Source organism: Streptomyces sp. NPDC044003 (genome assembly GCF_056435185.1).
In genome coordinates this window covers 446,057-470,732 of sequence record NZ_JBWKFA010000005.1, presented here as the reverse complement: position 1 = coordinate 470,732, position 24,676 = coordinate 446,057, and the positions used below count along the sequence as shown (strand labels likewise).

At 72.1% G+C, this 24,676-nt stretch carries 21 protein-coding genes and 1 tRNA gene; 11 read left to right on the top strand and 11 right to left on the bottom strand.

The features are described 5' to 3' along the window. Positions 1 to 11 precede the first annotated feature (11 nt). A tRNA-Leu gene (locus AC07AW_RS22620) sits at positions 12 to 99 on the bottom strand. Positions 100 to 306: 207 nt separating this feature from the next. On the opposite strand from AC07AW_RS22620, the gene AC07AW_RS22615 reads away from it, so the two are divergent. From AC07AW_RS22615 to AC07AW_RS22605, 3 genes are all read left to right on the top strand, one after another. Then, entirely contained in the window at positions 307 to 1,632 is a 1,326-nt protein-coding gene (locus tag AC07AW_RS22615; protein ID WP_392154442.1) for a M20/M25/M40 family metallo-hydrolase, read from the top strand. Between the two features lie 148 nt (positions 1,633 to 1,780). Beyond that, complete coding sequence (chpH, locus tag AC07AW_RS22610) at positions 1,781 to 2,014, top strand: chaplin ChpH (protein WP_478817253.1); 234 nt, start codon at positions 1,781 to 1,783, stop codon at positions 2,012 to 2,014. A 140-nt stretch (positions 2,015 to 2,154) separates the two neighbouring features. After that, entirely contained in the window at positions 2,155 to 2,943 is a 789-nt protein-coding gene (locus tag AC07AW_RS22605; RefSeq protein WP_478817252.1) for a chaplin, read from the top strand. A 72-nt stretch (positions 2,944 to 3,015) separates the two neighbouring features. On the opposite strand, the gene AC07AW_RS22600 is transcribed toward AC07AW_RS22605, so the two are convergent. Then, complete coding sequence (locus AC07AW_RS22600; protein ID WP_478817251.1) at positions 3,016 to 3,204, bottom strand: DUF5703 family protein; 189 nt, start codon at positions 3,202 to 3,204, stop codon at positions 3,016 to 3,018. A gap of 47 nt (positions 3,205 to 3,251) precedes the next feature. On the opposite strand from AC07AW_RS22600, the gene AC07AW_RS22595 reads away from it, so the two are divergent. Then, positions 3,252 to 3,917, top strand: a complete 666-nt coding sequence (locus AC07AW_RS22595; RefSeq protein WP_478817250.1) for a hypothetical protein — start codon at positions 3,252 to 3,254, stop codon at positions 3,915 to 3,917. A gap of 55 nt (positions 3,918 to 3,972) precedes the next feature. Here AC07AW_RS22595 and AC07AW_RS22590 read toward each other — a convergent pair whose 3' ends face one another. Then, entirely contained in the window at positions 3,973 to 6,330 is a 2,358-nt protein-coding gene (locus tag AC07AW_RS22590; protein ID WP_478817249.1) for a helix-hairpin-helix domain-containing protein, read from the bottom strand. After that, a complete protein-coding gene (locus AC07AW_RS22585; protein ID WP_478817248.1) occupies positions 6,327 to 7,304 on the bottom strand; it encodes an aldo/keto reductase in 978 nt (325 codons plus the stop codon). The genes AC07AW_RS22590 and AC07AW_RS22585 overlap by 4 nt, the downstream gene beginning before the upstream one ends. 128 nt (positions 7,305 to 7,432) lie before the next feature. On the opposite strand from AC07AW_RS22585, the gene AC07AW_RS22580 reads away from it, so the two are divergent. Next, on the top strand, positions 7,433 to 8,482 hold the full coding sequence (locus AC07AW_RS22580; RefSeq protein WP_478817247.1) for an LLM class F420-dependent oxidoreductase: 1,050 nt from the start codon (positions 7,433 to 7,435) through the stop codon (positions 8,480 to 8,482). Between the two features lie 192 nt (positions 8,483 to 8,674). After that, positions 8,675 to 9,460 (top strand): ferritin-like domain-containing protein, encoded by a 786-nt coding sequence (locus AC07AW_RS22575; protein WP_478817246.1) that lies wholly within the window; start codon positions 8,675 to 8,677, stop codon positions 9,458 to 9,460. 16 nt (positions 9,461 to 9,476) lie between these two features. On the opposite strand, the gene AC07AW_RS22570 is transcribed toward AC07AW_RS22575, so the two are convergent. After that, on the bottom strand, positions 9,477 to 10,469 hold the full coding sequence (locus AC07AW_RS22570; protein WP_478817245.1) for a magnesium and cobalt transport protein CorA: 993 nt from the start codon (positions 10,467 to 10,469) through the stop codon (positions 9,477 to 9,479). Positions 10,470 to 10,542: 73 nt separating this feature from the next. Here AC07AW_RS22570 and AC07AW_RS22565 point away from each other — a divergent pair, with 73 nt between their 5' ends. The 5 genes from AC07AW_RS22565 (at position 10,543) to AC07AW_RS22545 (ending at position 17,251) form a co-directional block, all read left to right on the top strand. After that, entirely contained in the window at positions 10,543 to 11,232 is a 690-nt protein-coding gene (locus AC07AW_RS22565; RefSeq protein ID WP_478817244.1) for a histidine phosphatase family protein, read from the top strand. A gap of 67 nt (positions 11,233 to 11,299) precedes the next feature. Continuing rightward, complete coding sequence (locus AC07AW_RS22560; protein ID WP_189805362.1) at positions 11,300 to 11,890, top strand: DUF3090 domain-containing protein; 591 nt, start codon at positions 11,300 to 11,302, stop codon at positions 11,888 to 11,890. Further along, positions 11,854 to 12,690 carry an SCO1664 family protein gene (locus AC07AW_RS22555; RefSeq protein ID WP_478817394.1) on the top strand — a complete coding sequence of 279 codons (837 nt, stop codon included), beginning with the start codon at positions 11,854 to 11,856 and terminating at the stop codon, positions 12,688 to 12,690. The genes AC07AW_RS22560 and AC07AW_RS22555 overlap by 37 nt, the downstream gene beginning before the upstream one ends. Before the next feature lie 158 nt (positions 12,691 to 12,848). After that, positions 12,849 to 14,078 (top strand): cysteine--1-D-myo-inosityl 2-amino-2-deoxy-alpha-D-glucopyranoside ligase, encoded by a 1,230-nt coding sequence (gene mshC / locus AC07AW_RS22550; RefSeq protein ID WP_478817243.1) that lies wholly within the window; start codon positions 12,849 to 12,851, stop codon positions 14,076 to 14,078. A gap of 116 nt (positions 14,079 to 14,194) precedes the next feature. After that, positions 14,195 to 17,251: an NPCBM/NEW2 domain-containing protein gene (locus tag AC07AW_RS22545; protein WP_478817242.1), complete on the top strand. Its 3,057-nt coding sequence runs from the start codon at positions 14,195 to 14,197 to the stop codon at positions 17,249 to 17,251. A gap of 48 nt (positions 17,252 to 17,299) precedes the next feature. Here the strand turns inward: AC07AW_RS22545 and AC07AW_RS22540 are convergent, their stop codons facing one another. The 6 genes from AC07AW_RS22540 to AC07AW_RS22515 form a co-directional block, all read right to left on the bottom strand. Next, positions 17,300 to 18,340 (bottom strand): PAC2 family protein, encoded by a 1,041-nt coding sequence (locus AC07AW_RS22540; RefSeq protein WP_478817241.1) that lies wholly within the window; start codon positions 18,338 to 18,340, stop codon positions 17,300 to 17,302. A gap of 142 nt (positions 18,341 to 18,482) precedes the next feature. Further along, positions 18,483 to 19,544, bottom strand: coding sequence for an LLM class flavin-dependent oxidoreductase (locus AC07AW_RS22535; RefSeq protein WP_478817240.1), 1,062 nt, complete (start codon positions 19,542 to 19,544; stop codon positions 18,483 to 18,485). A 100-nt stretch (positions 19,545 to 19,644) separates the two neighbouring features. Next, positions 19,645 to 21,249, bottom strand: a complete 1,605-nt coding sequence (locus AC07AW_RS22530) for a glycerol-3-phosphate dehydrogenase/oxidase (protein WP_478817239.1) — start codon at positions 21,247 to 21,249, stop codon at positions 19,645 to 19,647. A gap of 6 nt (positions 21,250 to 21,255) precedes the next feature. Then, positions 21,256 to 22,782, bottom strand: a complete 1,527-nt coding sequence (gene glpK / locus AC07AW_RS22525; protein ID WP_478817238.1) for a glycerol kinase GlpK — start codon at positions 22,780 to 22,782, stop codon at positions 21,256 to 21,258. Positions 22,783 to 22,817: 35 nt separating this feature from the next. Next, complete coding sequence (locus AC07AW_RS22520; RefSeq protein ID WP_478817237.1) at positions 22,818 to 23,576, bottom strand: MIP/aquaporin family protein; 759 nt, start codon at positions 23,574 to 23,576, stop codon at positions 22,818 to 22,820. A gap of 276 nt (positions 23,577 to 23,852) precedes the next feature. After that, positions 23,853 to 24,617, bottom strand: a complete 765-nt coding sequence (locus tag AC07AW_RS22515) for an IclR family transcriptional regulator (protein ID WP_478817236.1) — start codon at positions 24,615 to 24,617, stop codon at positions 23,853 to 23,855. Between the last annotated feature and the right edge of the window lie 59 nt (positions 24,618 to 24,676).

The window sequence follows — 24,676 nt, the reverse complement described above, 5'->3', positions numbered from 1 at the left end:
GGGTCCTTCGATGGTGTCCGAGGGGGGACTTGAACCCCCACGCCCGATAAAGGGCACTAGCACCTCAAGCTAGCGCGTCTGCCATTCCGCCACCCGGACAAGGTGTCTGTCTTCCGGGCCGCTCGGCCCTTCCGACGAACAGAACAATAGCAAAGATCTGAGGGGGTCGATCACCACCCCCGCTCGGCCCCCGGCATGTGACAGCGGCGTGTCGGGCCCTTCGGCGCCCTTGGGCGTGAGGGGGCCACGCGGGAGGATGGGGAGATCACAAGGAATCACGTGGGGCACGTAGTGGGAGGAAGCAGCGTGAGCGAGTCGAACACGACCCGGAGCGTCAGCGGCGAGGACGAGGTGGTGGACCTCTGTCGTGACCTCATCCGCATCGACACCAGCAACTACGGCGACCACTCCGGCCCGGGAGAGCGGGCGGCGGCCGAATACGTCGCCGAGAAGCTCGCGGAGGTCGGACTCGAGCCGAAGATCATCGAGTCGCACAAGGGGCGGGCCTCCACCGTCGCCCGGATCGAGGGCGAGGACCCGTCGCGTCCGGCCCTGCTCATCCACGGCCACACCGACGTCGTCCCGGCCAACGCGGAGGACTGGACCCACCACCCCTTCTCCGGCGAGATCGCCGACGGCTGCGTCTGGGGCCGCGGCGCCGTCGACATGAAGGACATGGACGCGATGACCCTCGCGGTCGTCCGGGACCGGCTGCGCAGCGGCCGCAAGCCCCCGCGCGACATCGTCCTCGCCTTCCTCGCCGACGAGGAGGCCGGTGGCACCTACGGCGCCCGGCACCTGGTCGACAAGCACCGCGACCTCTTCGACGGGGTCACGGAGGCGATCGGCGAGGTCGGCGGCTTCTCCTTCACCGTCAACGAGAACCTGCGGCTCTACCTGGTCGAGACGGCCCAGAAGGGCATGCACTGGATGCGGCTGACCGTCGAGGGCACGGCCGGCCACGGCTCCATGACCAATGACGACAACGCCATCACGGAGCTCTGCGAGGCCGTGGGCCGCCTCGGCCGCCACCAGTGGCCGGTGAGGGTCACCAAGACCGTGCGCTCCTTCCTGGACGAGCTCTCGGACGCCCTGGGCACCCCGCTCGACCCCGAGGACATGGACGGCACCCTCGCCAAGCTCGGCGGCATCGCCAAGATGGTCGGCGCCACCCTCCGCAACTCGGCCGCCCCCACCATGCTCGGCGCCGGCTACAAGGTGAACGTGATCCCCGGCCAGGCCACGGCGCACGTCGACGGCCGCTTCCTGCCCGGGTACGAGCAGGAGTTCCTGGCCGACCTCGACCGGATCCTCGGGCCCCGCGTGAAGCGCGAGGACGTGCACGGCGACAAGGCCCTGGAGACCAGCTTCGACGGCGCACTGGTCGACGCCATGCAGCTGGCGCTGCGCGCCGAGGACCCGATCGCCCGCGCCGTGCCGTACATGCTCTCCGGCGGCACCGACGCCAAGTCCTTCGACGACCTCGGCATCCGCTGCTTCGGCTTCGCGCCGCTCCAGCTGCCGCCCGAGCTCGACTTCGCCGGCATGTTCCACGGCGTGGACGAGCGGGTCCCGGTGGACGGCCTCAAGTTCGGCGTCCGGGTCCTGGACCGCTTCCTCGACGCCTGCTGAGGACCCCGGACCCCCTACGGATTCGTCCGCCCGTTTGCATGTGACCGGAAAGAGTGAATGCACGGGGGCGCTCGTAGCCCTCACCATTCCCCCTCGTTACAGGTGGTGCGGTCCGCGGCTGGGGCCGCATTGCCAACTAGGAGGAATAATGATCAAGAAGGTCGTCGCTGCTGCGGCTGCCACCGGCGGTCTCGTTCTCGCGGGTGCGGGCATGGCCGTTGCCGACGCGGGTGCCCAGGGTGCGGCCATCGGTTCCCCCGGTGTCCTCTCGGGCAACGTCGTCCAGGTGCCGATCCACGTTCCCGTCAACGCGTGCGGCAACACCGTGTCCGTCATCGGGCTGCTGAACCCCGCCTTCGGCAACACCTGCATCAACGCCTGACGTTGTGCCTCGCCCCGTGAGGGTGTGAGCCGGTCCGGCCCCGGAGTGCGTGCCATGCACTCCGGGGCCGGTGGCCATTTCCGCCCCGGGCCGTCCGCCCGGTGGCACTCTTTCGAAGCCGAGCAGGCAGGGAACAAGCTATGCGACAGGTCACGCGCAAGGGCCTTATCACCGTCGCGGCCGCCGGAGGCGTTTTCGCCGCCGTCGGCGGCGGATATGCGCACGCCGATTCCGGCGCGAACGGTACGGCCACGAATTCCCCGGGCGTCGCGTCCGGGAATTCCGTCCAGGTCCCGGTGCACGTACCGGTGAACGCCTGCGGAAACACCGTCAACGTCGTCGGAGTCCTCAATCCGGCCTTTGGCAATACGTGCGCCAACACCTCCTCGTCCGGCAGCGGCTCCTCCGCCGGCGGGCACACGAGCAACTCTCCGGGCGTGGGCTCCGGCAACAACGTCCAGGTCCCGGTCGACGTCCCGGTGAACGTCTGCGGCAACAACGTCACGGGCGTCGGCCTGGGCAACGCCGTCACGGGCAACGACTGCACCAACGGGGGCGGGGACACGGGGTACGGGGAGGAGGGGCCGGGTACCCCTGGGACGCCCGGTACCCCCGGGACTCCCGGTACGCCTGGCACGCCGGGAACGCCCGGTACCCCCGGCACCCCCGGGACGCCCGGCACCCCGGGTACTCCCGGTACGCCTGGCACCCCCGGGACGCCCGGTACCCCTGGCACTCCCGGCACCCCGGGTACCCCCGGCGGTGAGAGCGGGCCGAACACTCCCGGTACGCAGATCGTCACTCCGCCCCGCGCCGTCGAGGAGCTCGCCGAGACCGGCTCCGGTCCGCTCGGCGTGATCGTCCCCGCCGGTGCCGGACTGCTGCTCGCGGGCTCGCTGATCTACCGCCGCGCCCGCAGCGCCGCCTGAGCCGCCGCGGTCACGCACCACGCACAGGGGCCCCGCACACCGCGGGGCCCCTTCTCGATGTCCACTTCTTCGCTACCAGGTCGCCCGGACCTGGCGGATGATCCGCCGCTTCAGCCGCACCCTGCGGCTCCCGTCCCGGTGGAGGCTCAGACGGTCCAACTCCCAGTGTCCGTACTCGGCATGGTCGGTCAGGAGCCGCGTCGCCTCCTTGCGGGAGACACCGCGCGGCACGTACACGTCGACAAATTCGCATTCCGGCATCGCATCTATTGTGCGGGCACGGGCCCGGTACGGATAGCGTCTGTCCCATGTCTGATGCTGCGCAGCCCACCGCTGCCGAGGTACGTGCCGCCGCCGAGGCGGTCAAGACCGCACTGGACCGTCACCTCGCGGCGGTCGAACGCCGCACGGGAGACGACGACACGGCCGTCTACGAAGCCTTCAACGCCCTCGCCACGGCGGCCGAGGCGTACGACGAACTCCTCTACGACCGCTACGACGAGGTCACCCCCTTCGAGATCCCGGGAGCCGACGGCAACCTGCCGCCGTACACCGGACCTGACGAACCTCACGCCGTCAGCCTCCTGATCCGCCGCGACTACGCCGTGGCGGAACCGCAACGCCTGCTCGCCCAGGCCGGCCGCGTCGCCGAGCTCGGCGGCGACGCGGACAGCGCGGCGGCCGCCAAGGCCGGCGTCTCGCCGCTCGCCGCGCTCGGCGTGCTCTTCGGCGAGTACGAACCGGACGAGATCGCCTCCCGGCACAAGGAGTTCGGCCTGGAGGAGGGGGACTCCACGCTCTGGGTCACCGCCGCCGAGGAGCTCCCCGAACCGGGGGAGTGGCTGGGCGCCCCCTTCGACCACGCCGATCCCGAGCGGATCGTCTGCCGCTTCGACGTCAGTTCCGTCTTCGACGAGGAGGACGAGGACGAGGACGAGCCCGTGGACGCGGCGGCCCGCGGCGCGGACGTCTGACGCCTTGACGCCCGACGTCTGACCTCCGGCCGGCCCCCTCCGTCGTCCCGTGCCGCTACTTCTCCTCGTCGGCGGCCAGCAGCCCCTCCAGGAGCGGCCGCAGTCGCGTCGTACGCTCCGGGGGCACTCCCTCGGCCACCGCGCGGGCCAGTGCCTGGTCCACGCCGTGCACGACCGACAGATGGCGCTCCGCCCGGCCGAAGGCCGTGTACACCCACGGCCGGCTCAGGCCGCCCGCGGCGTCCCCGGGGAGCACCACGACCACCGCGGGCCAGCGCGCCCCGGCCGCCTGGTGCGCGGTGAGCGCCCAGCCGTGCCGCAGCGTCGACTCCACCCGCTCCTTCGGTACGAGGAGCTCGTCGTCCCCGCAGCGCAGCCGCAGCCCCTCGGCGTCGGCCGAGAGGACCGTGCCGGTCACCGTGCGTCCCGGCACGGGCGCGTACGCCACCCGGTCCCCGGGGTCGTAGCCCCCGAACCGGCCGGGGCCGGGGTTCAGCCGCTGCTTGAGCGCGGCGTTCAGCGCGCGCGTGCCGGCCGAGCCGCCGTGGCCGACCGTGACGACCTGCGTCTGCTCGGACGGCACCCCGATCGCCCGGGGCACCGAGTCCGCCACCAGCTGGACCGTACGGTGCACGGCCTCGCCCGCGTCGCGCACAGGGACGATCACGACCTCCTTGCCGGGGGCCTCGACCTGGGTCAGCTCGCCGACGCCGATGCCCGACACCAGCTCGCCGAGCGGCCCCGGGTCGGGGACGCGGGACGCGATCCTCGGGCACACACGGGCCGCGAGCACGTCCGCGAAGACCCGGCCCGCGCCCGGCGCGCCGAGCACCTCCGGGTCGCCGCTCAGGACGAGACGGCACCCGTCCGGCAGCGACTCCACCAGCATCGCGCCGGTCTCCACGTCCAGCTGCGGCGCGTCCAGGACCACGAGCAGGTCCAGCGCGAAGGCACCGTCCTCGTCCCGGCCCGGGCCCGCGGCGCCGGACAGCAGGGCGGCGACCGTCACCGCGTCCGCCCCCGCGGCGCGGCGCCCGGCGTCCGCGTGGACGGCCACCAGGGTGCGCAGCCCGCGCTCACGGGCCGCCGCGGCGAGCGCCACCGGCTCGGCGCGCGAGGCCTCCCCGCCGGTGTGCAGGACGAGGCCGTGCGCCGCGACGGCGCGCTCCAGCTCGCCGCCCTCCCAGGTGGCGGGCGTCGCCGTCCTGACCAGCCGGGCAAGACCGTCCGCGAGGCTCTCCTCCGCGAGCGCGTACCGGTCGAGTCCGAGGAGCACGGGAGGGGCGGGCTCCTGCTCCGCGGCGGGCGCGGGCGCCTCCTCGCCGTCCTCGTCGCCGTAGGGCTCCTCCGCCGTCTCCTCCTCCTGGAAGACGAGGACCGCGCCCTCGGAGACGGCCGTCTCGACCGCCTCCTCGGGGTCGGGCACCGCGTGTCCGGCGAGTCCGGCGCGCACGGTCCCGATCTCCAGGGCCGTGTGTCCCTGGAGGGCGGCCCGCTCCAGGAGCCACACGGTCAGGGCGACGGTGCGGCGCGGGTCGCCGGGGCCGCACGCGGGGCCGAGCAGCGCCCGCGCGAAACCGTCGGCCTGCTCGGGCCGGACCCCGGCCACCGCGAGCAGCTGCCACGGGTCCTCGCGCAGCGCCGTGGCCGCGCCCTCGCCGAGCGCGGCGGCGACCTGACCGGCCAGCGCCTCGGGGGCGCCGCCCTCGACGAGGACCTCCCGGACGGCGGCCGTGGTGCCGGGCGCCGGCGCCGCAGGACGCTCCGGGGCGGGGGGCCGCACGGTCATCGCCGGGGCCGCCTCGGCGGCGGGGCGGCGGGGTGCGGGCTCGGGTGCCTCGTAGAAGGTGCTGCCCGGGGCGGAGCCGCCCTCCACGGCCCGGACGGCCGCGAGGAGGTCGGCGGCCGTGCCGCTCAGCTTGGCGCCGCTCGCCACCGGGCCGCCCTTCTCCGCCTTCCGCGCCTCGATCCTCGCCCGCAGCTCCCGCTGCGCGGCAAGCTCGGCCTGCGCGTCACTCAACTCGGCCGCGCCGGAACCCTCGGCGGACTCGGCCTTCTCACCCGCGTCGGGCTCGCCGCCCGCGCCGGGCTGTTCGTCCGCGTCGGGCTCGCTGTCCGCGCTGGGCTCGCCGCCCGCGCCGGGCTGTTCGCCCGCCTCGGGCTCATCGCCCGCGCCCGGCTCATCGCCCGCGCCCGGCTCATCGCCCGCGCCGGGCTCATCGCCCGCGCCGGGCTCATCGCCCGCGTCGGGCTTCTCGTTCACATCCGGCTCTTCGGTCGTCCCCGCCTCTTCGGCGGTACCCGGCTTCTCGTCCGCGCCCGGCTCTGCGTCCGTTCCCGGCTCTTCGGCCGTCTCCGGCCGGTCGGCGGGCTCCACGGCCTCGGGCGCGGTCTCCCCGGAAGGCTCGGTCACAAGGTGCTCCAGTCGTGATCCGGATAGCGGTGCACGGGCGCCGACACATCGTCCAGCGCCCGACAGATCTCGTCAGGAAGACTAAGCGCCTCCACTGACAACGCGGCCGTGAGCTGCCGCGCCGTGCGCGCGCCCACGATCGGCGCGGTCACCCCCGGCCGGTCCCGGACCCAGGCGAGGGCCACGTGGAGCGGGGTCGTCGCGAGCCCGTCCGCCGCCGTCGCCACCGCGTCCACGATCCGGCTCGCCGCCTCGTCCAGGTACGGCTCCACGAAGGGCGCCATCGTCTCGGAGGCGCCCCGCGAGTCCGTCGGCGTGCCGCTGCGGTACTTCCCCGTCAGGACCCCGCGCCCCAGCGGGGAGGAGGGCAGCAGGCCTATGCCGAGGTCCATGGCGGCCGGCAGCACCTCCCGCTCGACGCCCCGCTGGAGCAGCGAGTACTCCAGCTGGGCCCCCGCGAGCCGGGTCCGGTCGCCGCCGAGCTGCCAGGTGCCCGCCTTGGCGAGCTGCCAGCCGCAGAAGTTGGCCACGCCCGCGTACCGCGCCCGGCCGCTGCGTACGGCGATGTCGAGGGCCTGGAGAGACTCCTCCAGGGGCGTGTACGGGTCGAAGGCGTGCAGCTGCCACAGGTCCACGTGGTCGGTGCCGAGCCGGGCGAGGGAGGCATCGAGCGCGGCGAGCAGGTGCCCGCGAGAGCCGTCCGTGCGCCGGTCGGGGTCCGGGACGCTGCCCGCCTTGGTCGACAGGACGAGGTCCTCCCGGGGCACCAGGCGCTCCATCAGACGGCCGAGCAGATACTCCGCCTCGCCCCCGCCGTACACGTCCGCGGTGTCCACGAGCGTGCCGCCCGCGTCCCAGAACGCCTTCAACTGCTCGGCGGCGTCGTGCTCGTCGGTGTCCCGTCCCCAGGTGAGGGTGCCGAGTCCGATGCGCGACACACGCAGGCCGGTACGTCCGAGATGCCTCTGCTCCATGGGCGCGAGAGTACTGGCCACGGCACCACGCGGAGAGAGCCTGTGGACAACCACGTCCTGACGGATGGCCCACGCGCGCGCTAGAGTCCGGCCAAACAGACGTTACCGATGGGTAAGGGGTGCGTGAAATGCGGCTCGGCATCAACCTCGGCTACTGGGGCGCCGGCATGGACGGCGACAACCTCGCCGTCGCCCAGGAGGCGGACCGCCTCGGCTACGACGTCTGCTGGGCCGCCGAGGCCTACGGCTCCGACGCCCCCACCGTCCTCTCGTGGGTCGCGGCGCAGACCGAGCGGATCGACGTCGGCTCCGCGATCATGCAGATCCCGGCTCGCCAGCCCGCCATGACGGCGATGACGGCCGCCACCCTCGACTCGCTCACCGGCGGCCGCTTCCGCCTCGGCCTCGGCGTCTCCGGACCGCAGGTCTCCGAGGGCTGGTACGGCGTGAAGTTCGACAAGCCGCTCGCCCGGACCCGCGAGTACGTCGAGATCGTCCGCAAGGCCATGACCCGGGAGCGGCTCAGCTACGACGGCGAGCACTGGACCCTGCCGCTCCCCGGCGGCCCCGGCAAGCCCATCAAGCTCACCGTCCACCCGCAGCGCGAGCACATCCCGCTCTACATCGCCGCGATCGGACCGAAGAACCTGGAGCAGACCGGCGAGATCGCCGACGGCGCCCTGCTGATCTTCCCCTCCGCCGAGCACCTGGAGGAGACCGCGCTCCGGCACCTGCGCGCGGGCCGCGAGAAGGCCGGCCTGACCATGGACGGCTTCGACGTCTGTCCCACCCTGCCGCTCGCCCTCGGCGACGACGTGAACGCGCTCGCCGACGTGTTCCGCCCGTACACCGCGCTGTATGTCGGCGGCATGGGCAGCCGCAAGCAGAACTTCTACAACCAGCTCGCCCAGCGCATGGGGTACGAGAAGGAGGCCGCCGAGGTCCAGGACAAGTACCTGGCCGGCGACAAGACCGGTGCCGCGGCCGCCGTGCCCCACTCGCTGATCGACCAGACCACGCTGCTCGGCTCCGTCGAGCGGATCGCCGAGCGGATGACGGCCTACGCGGAGGCCGGGGTCACCACCCTCACCCTCGCCCCGGCCGGCTTCACCCTGGACGAGCGGGTGGCGGCCCTGCGGGCGGGCGTCGAGGCGATGGAGCGCGCCGGACTGGCCTAGAGATTCCTGCGGCCGTGGTGGGGGCTCGGGGGTCTTCCCCGCCACGGCCGTCGTGCAGCACAACGGGTCCACCGTGCCTTCGGTTACGCCCGCGCGGCTCACTCTTTCGGCCGAGTGCTCACGCCCTCCTGTTGCCCGATGCCCCGGACCGCATTTGACTCGTGGCTCCGGGGGTGTACGGAGGTGGCGGCGATGCTCACGGCCAAGGGCCTGTTCCAGGAAATCATCGACAACGACGAGTCCTTCCGGCTCTTCTGTTCCATCGCCGCGAGCGGCGAGTCCCAGGGAGGCTGGGAGAACGCCCGGATCGCGGCCCTCGTCGCACCCGGCATGCGCTCCCTCGCACCCAAGATCACCCGGCACGGCGCCGACGAGGACAAGCACGGCCGGATCTTCAACGCGCTGATGAAGAAGCGCGGTCTCGAACCCGTCCCCGTGCCCCCCGACACCGACTACACGATGCTGCTCGAACAGCGCGGCATCGGACTCGCGCACGACAAGCTCCGCGCCGACCGGCCGCTCACCGAGGAGGACGTGGTCGTCTACCTCGCGCACAGCAGGGTCACCGAGGAGCGCGCCGCCGACCAGATGCAGTTGCTCGTGAAGCACTTCGGCGACCACCCGGAGCTCGGCAAGGCCATCCGGATGATCTGCAACGACGAGGACAACCACCTCGCCTACTGCCACGAGGAACTGCTCCGGCTCGCCCGCCAGGGCCACGGCCGGCTCATCCAGCGGACCCTGCGGGAGTCCGCCCTGGCCGAGATCCGGGTCTACCGCGACGTCAGCCTCGCCGTGATGCGCCACATGGGCCGCATCCTGAACTGGCCGAAGCCCAAGGCGGCCGCCCTCGCCGCCGGGATCCACGCCGTGTACGTGTACGAGCGCGCCGCAGGCTGGCACAGGATGGTCGACCTGCGGATGCCCGAGCGGCTGAACGCCCTCGGCGGCCCCGCGACCCCCGCCCCCGCCTTCTGAGCGGGGCCGCGGGGGCCTACATCCAGCCGCGCCGCTTGAAGACCCGGTACAGGGCGACGACGATGCCCGCCATCGCCACGAGCACCACCGGGTACGAGCCCACCCAGCGCAGCTCCGGCATGTGGTCGAAGTTCATCCCGTAGATCCCCGCGACCATCGTGGGGACCGCGGCCATGGCCGCCCACGCCGAGATCTTCCGCATGTCGTCGTTCTGCCGGACGCCCATCTGCGCGAGATGGGCGGACAGCACGTCGGACAGGAGCCGGTCGAGGCCCTCCACCTGCTCGTTGGAGCGCAGCAGATGGTCGTTGACGTCACGGAAGAAGGGCTGCGAGCGCTCGTTCACGAACGGCACCGAACCGGCCGTCAGCCGGGCCATCGGCCCGGCCAGCGGACCGCTCGCCCGCCGGAACTCCAGGACCTGCCGCTTCGCCGTGTAGATCCGTTCCGCGGTGTTGGACGGATTGCCGCCGCTGGGCGCGAAGACGTCCGTCTCCAGCTCCTCCAGGTCGACCTGGAGCTCGGCCGCCACGTCGAGGTAGTGGTCCACGATCGCGTCGCTCACCGCGTACAGCACCGCCGTGGGCCCGTGCTTCAGGACCTCCCGTTCGGCCTCCAGACGCCGGCGGACCTGCGCGAGGGGAGCGCCCTCGCCGTGCCGGACCGTCACGACGAACGAGTCGCCCATGAACACCATGAGCTCGCCGGAGGAGACCTGGTCGCTCTCCGGCTCGTACACGATCGGCTTGAGCACCGCGAAGAGCGAGTCGTCGTAGACCTCCAGCTTGGGCCGCTGATGGGCCTTCAAGGCGTCCTCGACGGCCAGCGGGTGCAGCGCGAACTCCGAGGCGACATGCGCGAACTCCGCCTCGGACGGCTCGTGAAGCCCCACCCACAGGAACGCGTCGCCCGTCGCCCGCGCCTCCTCCAGGGCGTCCGAGAGGTCGGCGGGGCCGTCCGTACGGCGCCCGTCCCGGTAGATGGCAGAGTCCACTATCACGCCGCGCATTCTCGCACCGCCCAGGGGATGTCCTGCCGATCAGGCCGGGCTCGTCGGCAGGACACCCCCTAGGCTGGCCCGCATGGCCACGCTGATCCTCGTCCGGCACGGACGGTCCACCGCCAACACCTCCGGGGTCCTCGCCGGGCGTACGCCCGGGATCGCGCTCGACGAGCGCGGGGCCGCCCAGGCCGCCGCCCTCCCCGGGCGCCTCGCGGACGTCCCGCTCGCCGCGGCCGTCACCAGCCCCCTCCAGCGCTGCCGGGAGACCCTGCGGCCGCTCCTGGACGCCCGGCCCGGCCTCCCGCTCCACGTCGAGGACCGGATCAACGAGTGCGACTACGGCGACTGGTCCGGCCGCAAGCTGGCCGAGCTGGGCGACGAGCCCCTGATGGAGATCGTCCAGGCGCACGCCTCCGCCGCCACCTTCCCCGGCGGCGAGTCCATGCGCGCCATGCAGAACCGCGCCGTCGAGGCCGTACGCGACTGGAACGCCCGCATCGAGGCCGAGCACGGCGAGGACGCCACGTATCTCATGTGCTCCCACGGGGACATCGTGAAGGCGATCGTCGCCGACGCCCTCGGGCTCCACCTGGACCTCTTCCAGCGCATCCACGTCGACCCCTGCTCGGTCACCGCGATCCGCTACACGCGCGTGCGTCCCTTCCTCCTCCGCCTCGGCGACACCGGGGACTTCGCCGGATTCGCCCCCCGGGAGCACCCCGACAGCAGCGGGACGGCGGAGGTCGGTGGTGGTGCGGGCGCACCGTGATCCGCTTGCGCAGTAGGGTGGACGCGCCGCTGTAGTACGACTGTCGAGACTCAAGGGAGCCGGGAACGTGTCCCGTCAGGTGTTCCTCTACGACCCACCGGAGCGTTTCGTGGCCGGCACGGTCGGGCTGCCTGGCCGCCGTACGTTCTTCCTCCAGGCGTCCGCCGGCGGCCGCGTCACCAGCGTCGCCCTGGAGAAGACACAGGTCGCGGCCCTCGCCGAGCGCATCGACGAACTCCTCGACGAGGTCGTCCGCCGCACCGGGGGCAACGCGCCCGTGCCCGCCGTCGCCCCCGCGGAGATCGCGGACACCGCCCCTCTCGACGTGCCCGTCGAGGAGGAGTTCCGGGTCGGCACCATGGCCCTCGCCTGGGACGGCGAGGAGCAGCGCATGATCGTCGAGGCGCAGGCGCTCGTCGAGCTCGACGCGGACTCCGAGGAGGACCTCGCCGAGGCCGAGGAGCGGCTGCTCCAGGACGAGGAGAACGGTCCGCCGATGCTCCGGGTCCGGCTCAGCGGGGCCCAGGCCCGCGCCTTCGCCAAGCGCGCCCTGGACGTCGTCAACGCCGGCCGGCCGCCCTGTCCGCTGTGCAGCCTGCCGCTGGACCCCGAGGGGCACGTCTGCCCGCGCCAGAACGGATACCGCCGCGGAGCATGAGCAGCCCCGAGAGCGCGCGCGACACGGAGCTGCTCGCGCGCGGTGAGCTGACCGTGCGCGGGCAGGTCCGCGAGGCGTCCAACGCGGTGCTGTACTGCTCCGTCGCCCACGAGGGCCGGGAAGCCGCCTGCGTCTACAAGCCGGTCGCGGGGGAGCAGCCCCTGTGGGACTTCCCCGACGGCACCCTCGCCCAGCGCGAGGTCGCCGCGTACGAGATCTCCGAGGCCACCGGCTGGGGCCTGGTCCCGCCGACGGTGCTCCGTGACGGGCCGTACGGGGAGGGCATGGTCCAGCTGTGGATCGAGGCCGACCCCGGGGCGCGGCTCCTGGCCCTCACCGAGGACGAGGAGCCGGGCGAGGGCTGGAAGGCCGTGGGGCCCGCGCAGATCGACGAGGACCGCACCGCGCTCCTCGTCCACGCGGACACCCCCGAGCTGCGCCGGCTCGCCGTCCTGGACGCCGTCATCAACAACGGCGACCGCAAGGGCGGGCACCTGCTGCCGGCCCCCGGCGGGCGGCTGTACGGCATCGACCACGGGGTGACCTTCCACGTCGAGGACAAGCTGCGCACCCTGCTGTGGGGCTGGGCGGGCGAGGAGCTGCCCGCCGAGGCGGCCGGGGTGCTCGACGCGCTCGACCGGTCCCTGGCCCCGGGAGCGCCGCTCGCCACCCGACTGGCGGAACTCCTGACCGGAGCCGAGGTCGGGGCCGTACGCGCCCGCGTGGAGGCGCTGCGCGCCACCGGGCGGCATCCGGAGCCTTCGGGGCAGTGGCCGGCGATCCCCTGGCCGCCCGTCTGAGGCCGTCAGAGTGACCGAATGTTTTCGGCCACATGCCCTGGAGGGGCTTGGACCCCTGGGGGGTATGCACGCACGCCTCCGACCCGCAAGAGCGCCTAATCGGTCAAGATCCCGGATCCGGTTCGTATCCGGAACACCTGTCCGGTTACGCTCGGGTCATGCATGCCTGGCCCGCTTCTGAGGTCCCCGCCCTTCCCGGCAAGGGCCGCGACCTCCGGATCCACGACACCGCGACCGGCGGACGAGTGACCCTCGCCCCCGGCCCCGTCGCCCGTATCTACGTCTGCGGCATCACGCCGTACGACGCGACCCACATGGGTCACGCGGCGACCTACAACGCGTTCGACCTCGTTCAGCGCGTGTGGCTCGACACCAAGCGGCAGGTGCACTACGTCCAGAACGTGACGGACGTGGACGACCCGCTCCTGGAGCGCGCGATCCGCGACGGCATCGACTGGGTGGGCCTCGCCGAGCGGGAGACCGCCCTCTTCCGCGAGGACATGACCGCCCTCCGGATGCTGCCCCCGCAGCACTACATCGGTGCGGTCGAGGCCATACCGGGCATCATCCCGCTGGTCGAACGCCTCCGGGACTCCGGCGCCGCCTACGAGCTCGACGGGGACATCTACTTCTCCGTCGAGTCCGACCCGCACTTCGGTCAGGTGTCGCACTACGACACCGAGCTGATGCGCCACCTCTCCGCCGAGCGCGGCGGCGACCCGGACCGCCCGGGCAAGAAGAACCCGCTCGACCCGATGCTCTGGATGGCCGCCCGCGAGGGCGAGCCGAGCTGGGACGGCGGCAGCCTCGGCGCCGGCCGCCCCGGCTGGCACATCGAGTGTGTCGCCATCGCCCTCGACCACCTCGGCATGGGCTTCGACGTGCAGGGCGGCGGCTCCGACCTGATCTTCCCGCACCACGAGATGGGCGCCTCCCACGCCCAGACCCTCACGGGCGAGTTCCCCATGGCCAAGGCGTACGTCCACGCCGGCATGGTCGCCCTGCACGGCGAGAAGATGTCGAAGTCCAAGGGCAACCTGGTCTTCGTCTCCACGCTCCGCCGCGACGGCGTCGACCCGGCCGCCATCCGGCTCGCGCTCCTCTCGCACCGCTACCGCGACGACTGGGAGTGGACCGACCAGGTCCTGGAGACGGCCGTGGAGCGGCTCGGCCGCTGGCGCGCCGCCGTCTCGCGCCCCGACGGCCCGTCCGCCGACGCGCTCGTCGAGGAGCTCCGCGAGGCCCTCTCCGACGACCTCGACACGCCCACCGCGCTCGCCGCGGTGGACCGCTGGGCCGCGCTCCAGACGGCCGAGGGCGGCACGGACGAGTCCGCCCCCGGTCTCGTCTCGCGTGCTGTCGACGCACTGCTCGGTGTCGCCCTGTAACGAGCAGGACCGCACAACTCCCTTTCAGGCAACCGCCCTTGGACTTCTCGTCGAAGTCCGAGGGCGGTTCCGTTTTGTCCTGGCGGGGATGCTCGTTCCTGCGCTAAACAACCTCCATGCAATCATCATCACGCATGAAAGTTGCACTCGCCGGAGCCGTCCTCGGGCTCTTCGCGGCCTTCGCGGGACCCGGCTCCGCCGCGTCGGCCACACCCACCGACACCACCGTCGGCGACCTCACGGGCTTCGCCGCCGACGGGGCCGTCTACCGGCTCACCGCCGGCCACACCGAGGCCCGCGTCTCCTTCGTCACCGCCGACACCTTCCGTATCGAACTCGCCCCCGACGGAAAGTTCACCGACCCCACCGGCACCGACATCACGCTGCCCCAGGGACCGCCCCCGGCGACCAGCTGGCGCGACCTCGGCGACCGGTACGAACTCGCCACCGCCAAGGTGACCCTGCGCGCCACCAAGTCACCGCTGCGCTTCTCGGCCGTGCGCGCCGACGGCACCCCGCTCTGGACCGAGACCCAGGGCCTCACCTGGAACCAGGACCGCACCGTCCAGACCCTCGCCCGCGGCGCCGACGAGCAGTTCTACGGCGCCGGCATGCAGAACGGCCGCGGCAACACCTCCCACCGCGGCAAGACCGTCGAGGTCGGCGTCGACTACAACTGGAACGACGGCGGCCACCCCAACTCCGTCCCCTTCTACCTCTCCTCGGCCGGCTACGGCGTCTACCGCAACACCTACGCGCCCAACACCTACGCCTTCACCGACCCCGTCACCACCAGCGCGAAGGAACAGCGCTTCGACGCCTACTACTTCGCCGGCACCGGCAGCGGCGCCCTCAAGGACGTCATCGGCCAGTACACCCGGCTCACCGGCAAGCCCTTCCTGCCACCCGTGTACGGCCTGGAGATCGGCGACTCCGACTGCTACCTCCACAACGCCAACCGGGGCGAGCGCCACACCCTCGACGCCCTGAAGGTCGCCGACGGCTACGTCGCGAACGACATGCCCAACGGCTGGATGCTCGTCAACGACGGCTACGGCTGCGGCTACGAGAACCTCGCCGAGACCTCCGCCGGCCTCGCGGAGCGCGACATGAAGCTCGGCCTGTGGACCGAGGACGGCATCGACAAGCTCGCCGACCAGGTCAAGGCCGGCCAGCGCGTCGCCAAGCTCGACGTCGCCTGGGTCGGCTCCGGCTACAAGTTCGCCCTCGACGGCTGCAAGGACGCCCACGCCGGCATCGAGGCCAACAGCGACGCCCGCGGCTTCACCTGGGCCCCCGAGAGCTGGTCCGGTGCCCAGCGCTGCGGCGTCCAGTGGTCCGGCGACCAGTCCGGCAGCTGGGAGTACATCCGCTGGCAGATACCCACCTACGCGGGCGCGTCCATGTCCGGACTCGCGTACACCACCGGCGACGTCGACGGCATCTTCGGCGGCAGTGCCAAGACGTACACCCGCGACCTCCAGTGGAAGTCCTTCCTGCCCGTCACCATGACCATGGACGGCTGGGCCGCCAACGACAAGCAGCCCTTCCGGTACGGCGAGCCGTACACCAGCATCAACCGCGCCTCGCTCAAGCTCCACGAGGCCCTGCTCCCGTACATCTACAGCCACGCCCACCGGGCGACGAAGACCGGCGTCGGCCTCGCCCGGCCGCTCGCCCTCGAATACCCGGACGACCCGAAGGCCGCGACCGACGCCGCGAAGTACGAGTTCCTCAGCGGCGAGGACTTCCTCGTCGCGCCCGTCTACCAGGACGCGGTGGAGAGGGACGGTATCTATCTGCCGAAGGGCACCTGGATCGACTACTGGAGCGGGCGCGTCCACCAGGGTCCGCTCACCCTCGACGACTACAGCGCCCCGCTCGACACCCTGCCCCTCTTCGTCCGGGCCGGTGCGGCCGTCCCCATGTGGCCCGGTTCCGTCCGCTCGTACCAGGACCGCGCCCCCGGCGACCCGATCGCCTGGGACGTCTACCCGAAGGGCAGCTCCTCGTTCGAGCTGTACGAGGACGACGGCGTCACCCGCGAGCACCGCACCGGGAAGTACGCCACCCAGCGCGCCGAGGTCGCCGCGCCGCAGTCCGGCCCCGGCGACGTCACCGTCCGACTGGGCGCCAGCACCGGCTCGTACACCGGCAAGCCCGCCGCCCGGCCGTACGCCTTCACCGTCCACACCGGCGACGCGCCCGGCTCGGTGAAGCTCGGCGGACGCAATCTGCCCGCCCTCACCTCACGTGCCGCCCTCGACGCGGCGACCGAGGGCTGGTGGTACGACCGCGACGAGCGCGGGGGAGTGGTCCGGATCAAGACCGCCGCCCAGTCCACCGACCGCGGTTTCGAACTGCGCCTGACCGACACCAGCGCCGTCGGCGGGGCCGTCCCCGGCGCCTCCGCCGCACTCGCCGCCCCCACCGGGCAGGAGCTCGGCGCCGGCACCCCCGGCACCGTCGCCGTGGACGTCACCGCGGGCACCCGGGACGCCACCGACGTACGGGTCTCCCTCGACGCCCCCGCCGGCTGGCAGGTCACCCCGGCCGCCCCGATCGCCCGCGTCCCGGCCGGCACCACCCGCCGGGTCGAGGTCGCCGTCACCCCGGCGGCGGACGCCAAGCCCGGCGAGGCCACCCTCACGGCCACCGCCCGGTACCGCGCGGTGGGCACCGACCGCACCGCCGTCCAGCGGTTCGCGCTCGGGGTGATGCCCCCGGCACCGACGGCCGACGCCTGGGCGAGCGATCTCGCGTGGCTGCGCTCGACCAACGGCTGGGGACCGCCGGAGCGCGACCGCTCCAACGGCGAGTCCGGCGCCGCCGACGGCCACACGCTCACCCTGGCCGGAAAGACCTACGAGAAGGGCATCGGCGCCCACGCCGACTCCGACATCGAGGTCTACCTCGGCGGCCGCTGCACCGGTTTCACCGCCGACGTCGGCATCGACGACGAGATCAACGGCTACGGGGACGTGGCCTTCTCCGTCGAGGCCGACGGCCGGGTCCTGTGGACCTCGCCACGGCTGACCGGCGCCTCCGCGACCCTGCCCGTGAACGTCGACGTGACCGGCGCCCGGCACGTCCGGCTGAAGATCACGGACACCAACGGGTCGAAGAGCGGCGACCACGGCGACTGGGCGGCGGCCCGCTTCGGCTGCGCCTGACGCACGAACGGGAGGGGCGCCCTCGGGCACCCCTCCCGTTCCGTCCGTCTACTCTCCGGTCTCGCCGTCGGGCCCCGCGGACCCTTCGGGTCCGTCGCCGGATCCCTCGGAAGGACCCTCGTCGGCGTCCGCGCCGCCGTCCGGGCCGGGGACCGACTCCGGGCCCGGCTTCTCCGGCTTCGGCGGCCGGGTCCGGCCGCTGCCGGGGTCCCGCAGGAACGAGGTCTCGCCGCCTTCCGTCGCCACCCCGGGGTCGCGCCGCCGCAGATACCGCTCGAACTCGCGGGCGATCGCCTCTCCCGAGGCCTCCGGCAGCTCCGCCGTGTCCCGCGCCTCCTCCAGCGTCTGCACGTACTCGGCGACCTCGCTGTCCTCGGCGGCCAGCTGGTCCACGCCCAGCTGCCAGGCCCGCGCGTCCTCCGGCAGCTCGCCCAGCGGGATGCGCAGCCCGATCAGGTCCTCAAGACGGTTGAGGAGCGCCAGCGTCGCCTTCGGGTTCGGCGGCTGCGACACATAGTGCGGCACCGCCGCCCACAGGCTCACCGCGGGCACGCCCGCGTGCGTGCACGCCTCCTGGAGGATGCCCACGATGCCCGTCGGGCCCTCGTACCGGGTCTCCTCCAGGTCCATCGTCCGCGCCAGGTCCGGATCGGAGGTCACTCCGCTGACCGGGACCGGCCGGGTGTGCGGGGTGTCCCCGAGCAGCGCGCCCAGGATCACCACCATCTCCACGCCCAGCTCGTGCGCGAAGGCGAGCAGCTCGTTGCAGAACGAGCGCCAGCGCATCGAGGGCTCGATCCCGCGCACGAGCACCAGGTCGCGGGGCTTCTCGCCGCCGACCCTGACCACCGAGAGCCGGGTCGTCGGCCAGGTGATCTTTCTGACCCCGTTGTCCAGGAAGACCGTGGGGCGGTTGACCTGGAAGTCGTAGTAGTCCTCGGCGTCGAGCGCCGCGAACACCTCGCCCTTCCATTCCCGGTCGAGATGGGCGACCGCGGTGGAGGCGGCGTCGCCGGCGTCGTTCCAGCCCTCGAACGCGGCCACCATGACCGGGTCGATCAGCTCGGGTACCCCCTCGAGCTCGATCACCCAGCGCCTCCTTATTCGAAGTTCCTGTCGTACGGCCCCACCTTACGGCTTTCCGGTGGTCCGCCCGCAGTCCCCGGACATCCCCGAAAACCCGTGCGGCCTTGATCGACTACCCAGGAACTCACCTCCGCACACGGCGGAGTCACTCCTCCCACAGCGTGCTGGGCGCCTCCCTCCGCACCACCGGCGCGATCTCCTCGGCGAACCGCTGGAGGGTCTCCTGCTGCTCGGCCGTCGACCGGCCGAAGGTGTCGACCGTGACGGACTGCAGGTCGTGCCCGTAGTGCTCGTGGTAGCCGAGGATCTTGTCGATGATCTGCTGCGGCGAGCCGATGAGCTGGGGGCCGTCCGCGATCGCGTCCTCGATCGTGCGGAAGGGGGTGTTGTACCCGGCCCTGCCCTCCAGGTGCGGCTTGAAGCTCTGCCGCACCTTCGCCTCGTACAGCTCCTTGTACCGGCCGACCGCCTGCTCGGGGGTGTCGGCGATGAGCAGCCCCCCGGAACCGGCCGCCACGCGCGCGTGGGCCGGATCGTGCCCGTACTCCTCGAACTTCTCGCGGTAGTGGGCGATGAGCTTCGCGTACGCCTCGCGCGGCTGGATCGCGTTGGCGGTGAAGAGCGGATCGCCGTGCTTCGCCGCCAGCTCGGGGGAGTTGAGGCTGGTGGCCGAGCCGTGCCAGATCCGGGGTGGACCGGCGTACGGCCGCGGGACCGTGGTCACGTTCTTCAGCGGCGGCCGGAACTCCCCCTCCCAGTCGACGCCCTCCTCCGTCCAGAGCCGGCGCAGCAGCTCGTACTTCTCCTTCTGGAGGTCCCACTGCCGCTCCTCGTCCAGGCCGAAGAGGTCGAAGTGGCCCGCCTCGGCGCCCTTGCCGACGACGAGTTCGAGCCGGCCCCGGGAGAGCTGGTCGATCGTCGCGTAGTCCTCGGCGACCCGGACCGGGTCGAGGATCGCGACCACGGTGACGCCGGTGAGCAGCCTGATCCTGTGGGTGCGGGCGGCCAGTGCGGCGAGCAGCACGGTCGGGGAGGACGAGAGGAACGCGCCCGCGTGCCGCTCGCCGACCGCGTACGCGTCGAAGCCGAGCCGTTCGGCGGTCTCGCCGAGCGTGACGACCTGCTCCAACCGGTCGGCGGCGGACAGCAGTTCGCCGGTGACCGGGTGCGGGGAGTGGTGGACGATCGTGAGCACCTGAAACTTCATGTCCCCACTCTGCGCGCCGAGTGTTGCGGGGGTGTGGCGGGCGCATGGCACGCGTCAGGGGCGGCCCCTCGAAGAGGAACCGCCCCTGTGCGCACGGGAGTTACTTCCGCAACATCGACTCGACCCCGGCGCGGATCTCGTCCGTCGCGAGACCGCGGATGGTCAGCGTCGTCCGGCGGCGCAGCACGTCGTCCGCCGTCTCGGCCCACTCGTGGTCGCGGGCGTAGGCGACCTGCGCCCAGATCTCCGGGGCGTCCGGGTGGATCCGGCGGGCGAGCTCCGGGTTCTCGTTCGCCATCCGGGCGATGTCGAAGGAGAGCGAGCCGTAGTGCGTGGCCAGGTGCTTGGCGGTGTCGGCGGCCATCCGGGGGCCGGGCGCCGGACCGTCGACGAGCAGCCGGTGCGCGACCGCGTTCGGGTTGGCTATGCCGGGCAGCGGCAGCCGCTTCGGCAGCGCGGACACCGGCTCGTAGTCCTCGCCGAGCGGGTGGCCGGGGAGCTGCTCCAGCTTCTTCATCACCGTGCGGCCGATGTGGCGGAAGGTCGTCCACTTGCCGCCGGCCACCGACAGCATGCCGCCGCGGCCCTCGGTGACGACGGTCTCGCGCTTGGCCTTGGAGGTGTCGCCGGGACCGCCCGGGAGCACCCGCAGGCCGGCGAAGGAGTACGTGATCAGGTCGCGCGAGAGCTGCTGGTCGCGGATGGAGAAGGCGGCCTCGTCCAGGATCTGGGCGGTGTCCTTCTCGGTGACCTCGACCTGGCCGGGGTCGCCCTCGTACTCCTCGTCGGTGGTGCCGAGGAGCAGCATGTCCTCCCAGGGGAGGGCGAAGGTGATGCGGTACTTGTCGATCGGGGTGGCCAGCGCGGCCTTCCACGGCGAGGTCCGCTTGAGGACCAGGTGCGCGCCCTTGGAGAGGCGGATGGAGGGGGCCGCGTTCGGGTCCTCCATCTTGCGCAGGTGGTCGACCCACGGGCCGGTCGCGTTGAGCACGAGGCGGGCGTTCACGCCGAACTCGTCGCCGGTGGTGCGGTCCTTCAGGTCCGCTCCGGTGACCCGGCCGCGGGTGAAGCGCAGGCCGGTGACCTCGGCGTGGTTGAGGACGGTGGCGCCGGCGTCGACGGCGGCGCGGACCGTCATCAGCGCCATGCGGGCGTCGTTCATCTGGTCGTCGCCGTAGACGGCGACGGCCTTGAGGTTGTCGGTGCGCAGCTCCGGCACGTCCTGCGCGGCCTTGGCGGGGGAGAGCAGGTGTCCGACGCCGTCGCCGAAGGCCGAGAGGGCGCTGTAGGCGAAGACACCGGCACCGAGCTTGGCCGCGCCGTGCGGGCCGCCCTTGTAGACGGGCAGGTAGAAGGTGAGCGGGTTGGCGAGGTGCGGTGCCACCTGGCGGGAGACCGCACGCCGCTCGAAGTGGTTCTCCGCCACCAGCTTGACCGCGCCGGTCTGCAGGTAGCGCAGGCCGCCGTGGAGGAGCTTGGAGGAGGCGGAGGAGGTGGCGCCGGCGAAGTCGCCGGCGTCCACCAGGGCCACCCGCAGGCCCGACTGAGCGGCGTGCCAGGCGGTGGAGATGCCCAGGATGCCGCCGCCGATCACCAGGAGGTCGTACGTCGCCTTGGAAAGCTGTTCCCGGGTCTCGGCGCGGCTCGGCAGGGAACCGGCAGCCGGGTGCGTCCCGAGGGCAGGGACGCTCTGCAGGGTGGTCATCTCGTATTACTCCTCGTCCTCGATCCAGCCCATGGTCCGCTCGACGGCCTTGAGCCAGCTCTTGTACTCGCTGTCACGCTTGTCGGCGTCCATGCGAGGGGTCCATTCCGCCGCCCGCCGCCAGTTGGCGCGCAGCGCGTCGGTGTCCGGCCAGAAGCCGACGGCCAGACCGGCGGCGTAGGCGGCGCCGAGGCAGGTGGTCTCGGCGACCATCGGACGCACGACGGGCGCGTCCAGGAAGTCCGAGAGGGTCTGCATCAGCAGGTTGTTGGAGGTCATGCCGCCGTCGACCTTGAGCGCGGTCAGCTCGACGCCGGAGTCCTTCGTCATGGCGTCGGTGATCTCGCGGGTCTGCCAGGCGGTGGCCTCCAGGACGGCGCGGGCGATGTGCGCCTTGGTGACGTACCGGGTGAGGCCGGCGATGACACCGCGCGCGTCGGAGCGCCAGTACGGGGCGAACAGGCCGGAGAAGGCCGGCACGAAGTAGGCGCCGCCGTTGTCCTCGACCGAGGACGCGAGGGTCTCGATCTCGGCGGCAGACTTGATGAGGCCCATCTGGTCGCGCATCCACTGCACCAGCGAGCCGGTGACGGCGATCGAGCCCTCCAGGGCGTAGACCGGCTTGGCGTCGCCGATCTGGTAGCCGACCGTGGTCAGCAGGCCGCTGTAGGAGTTGATGATCTTGTCACCGGTGTTCATCAGCATGAAGGTGCCGGTGCCGTACGTGGACTTGGCCTCGCCCTCGGCGAAACACGTCTGGCCGAACAGGGCGGCCTGCTGGTCGCCGAGCGCGGAGGCGACCGGGACGCCGTCGAGGATGCCGCCCTTGACCGCGCCGTACACCTCGGCGGAGGAGCGGATCTCCGGCAGCACGGTGGCCGGGATCTCCATGGACTGCAGGATCTTCTCGTCCCAGGCCATGGTGTGGAGGTTCATCAGCATGGTGCGGGAGGCGTTGGTGACGTCGGTGACGTGGTGGCCGCCGTCGACGCCGCCCGTGAGGTTCCAGATGACCCAGGAGTCCATGGTGCCGAAGAGGATGTCGCCGCGCTCGGCGCGCTCGCGCAGGCCCTCGACGTTGTCGAGCAGCCAGCGGACCTTCGGGCCGGAGAAGTAGCTCGCGAGGGGCAGGCCGGTCTCGCGGCGGAAGCGGTCCTGGCCGACGTTGCGGCCGAGTTCCTTGCAGAGGGCGTCGGTGCGGGTGTCCTGCCAGACGAGGGCGTTGTGGACGGGCTCACCGGTGTTCTTGTCCCAGAGCAGCGTGGTCTCGCGCTGGTTGGTGATGCCGATGGCCTTGACGTCGGCGGCGGTGATGTTCGCCTTCTCCAGCGCGCCGGCGACGACCTCCTGGACGTTGGTCCAGATCTCGGCGGCGTCGTGCTCGACCCAGCCCGGCTTCGGGAAGATCTGCTCGTGCTCCTTCTGGTCGACCGAGACGATCCGGCCGTCCTTGTCGAAGACGATGCAGCGCGAGGAGGTGGTGCCCTGGTCGATGGCCGCGATGAAGGGGCCGGAGGTGTGGGCGTCGGTCACGGTGTGCTCCAAGGGAAGTCTGGAAGAAGGACGGCTCAGGCGAACGCGATGTTGTAGATACCCGCGGCGATGGCGCCACCGATCAGCGGACCGGCGACCGGGATCCAGGCGTAGCTCCAGTCGGAGCCGCCCTTGTTCGGCAGCGGGAGCAGGGCGTGCACGATGCGCGGGCCGAGGTCACGGGCCGGGTTGATGGCGTAACCGGTCGGGCCGCCGAGCGAGAGGCCGATGGAGACCACGACGAACGCGGTGATCAGGGCGCCGATGACGCCGAGACCCTTGCCGCTGTCGTTGAGGCCCTGGGTGAGCACGGCCAGGACCAGCACGACGGTGCCGATGATCTCGGTGGCCAGGTTCTGCCAGGTGTTACGGATCTCGGGGCCCGTGGAGAAGACGCCGAGCACCGGGCCGGGGCCCTCGATCGGCTTCTCGCCGACGGTCTCCGGGTCCGTGAGGTGCGCCTGGAACTGGCCGTAGTAGGCCACCCAGACCAGCGCCGCGCCGATCATCGCGCCGAGCAGCTGGCCGGCGATGTAGACCGGGACGTTGCTCCAGTCGCCGTCCTTGATCGCGATTCCGACCGTGACGGCGGGGTTCAGATGGGCGCCCGAGAGGGAAGCGGTCATGTAGACGGCCGTCATGACGGCGAAGCCCCACCCGAAGGTGATCGCGAGCCAGCCCGCGTTGCGGGCCTTGGAGCTCTTGAGCGTGACGGCGGCGCACACACCGCCGCCGAGCAGAATGAGTACGGCGGTACCGATGGTCTCGCCGAGGAAGATGTCGGAGCTGGACACCCGCGACTCCTTTGTCCTTCGTCCAGGGGAAGGCGAACCACGGGTCACTCCGGTGGTCCGCGCCCTCGTGTGAGGGCGTTGGCGGCCCTTGGCACTGTGACACCTTAGCGCGATTGCCGGTAGGTGTTCGACAATGCCGACCGATGAACGGAAGTTTTGCCCCGGGGTTAACAGCGCGTCAAGGGTTCGGGAAGTGAAAAACCCGCCGATAACGCGATCGTTACCGGCGGGTTCTGTCGCATGGCGGGCGGTCCGTGACCGCGCCCGCACGCGCGGTCAGAAGCGGTTGGCCCCCAGGTCCCGGGAGACGGCGCGGGCGCAGTCCCGTACCGCGGCCACCAGCTCCGGACGCAGCTCCCCGCCCGGACAGACCCGCTCCACGGCGCCCGTGACCGCCACCGCGCCCACCGGCATCCGCCGCCGGTCGTGGATCGGCGCCGCCACCGACGCCACGCCCTCCCAGGTCTCCTCCACGTCCGCCGCCCAGCCGCGGGCTCGCGTCATGTCGAGCAGCGACTCGAAGTCGCCGAGTGCCGTGGTCGTCCGGGGTGTGAACGCCTCGCGCTCGATCTCCAGCACCTCGCTGTGCGCCACCGGGTCGTACGCCGACAGGACCTTGCCGAGCGCCGTGGAGTGCAGCGGCTGCATGGCCCCCACCTCCAGGACCTGACGGCTGTCGTCCGGCCGGAAGACGTGGTGCACGATCAGCACGCCCCGCTGGTGCAGCACCCCCAGGTGCACGCTCTCGCCGCTGGACCGCGCCAGGTCGTCCGTCCAGACCAGGGCGCGCGCCCGCAGCTCGTGCACGTCCAGATAGCTGTTGCCGAGCCGCAGCAGCTCCGCGCCCAGCTGATAGCGGCCCGAGGCCGCGTCCTGCTCCACGAAGCCCTCCGCCTGGAGGGTGCGCAGGATGCCGTGGGCCGTGCCCTTGGCGAGTCCGAGGGAGGACGCGATGTCGGACAGTCCGAGCCGGCGCTCGCCGCCCGCGAGCAGTCGCAGCATGGCCGCCGCTCTTTCAAGCGACTGGATGTTCTTCGCCATCGCCCGGCCCCTCACCCTTCTCACACTGTTCGACAATGCTGAACACTATCGGTCGATGC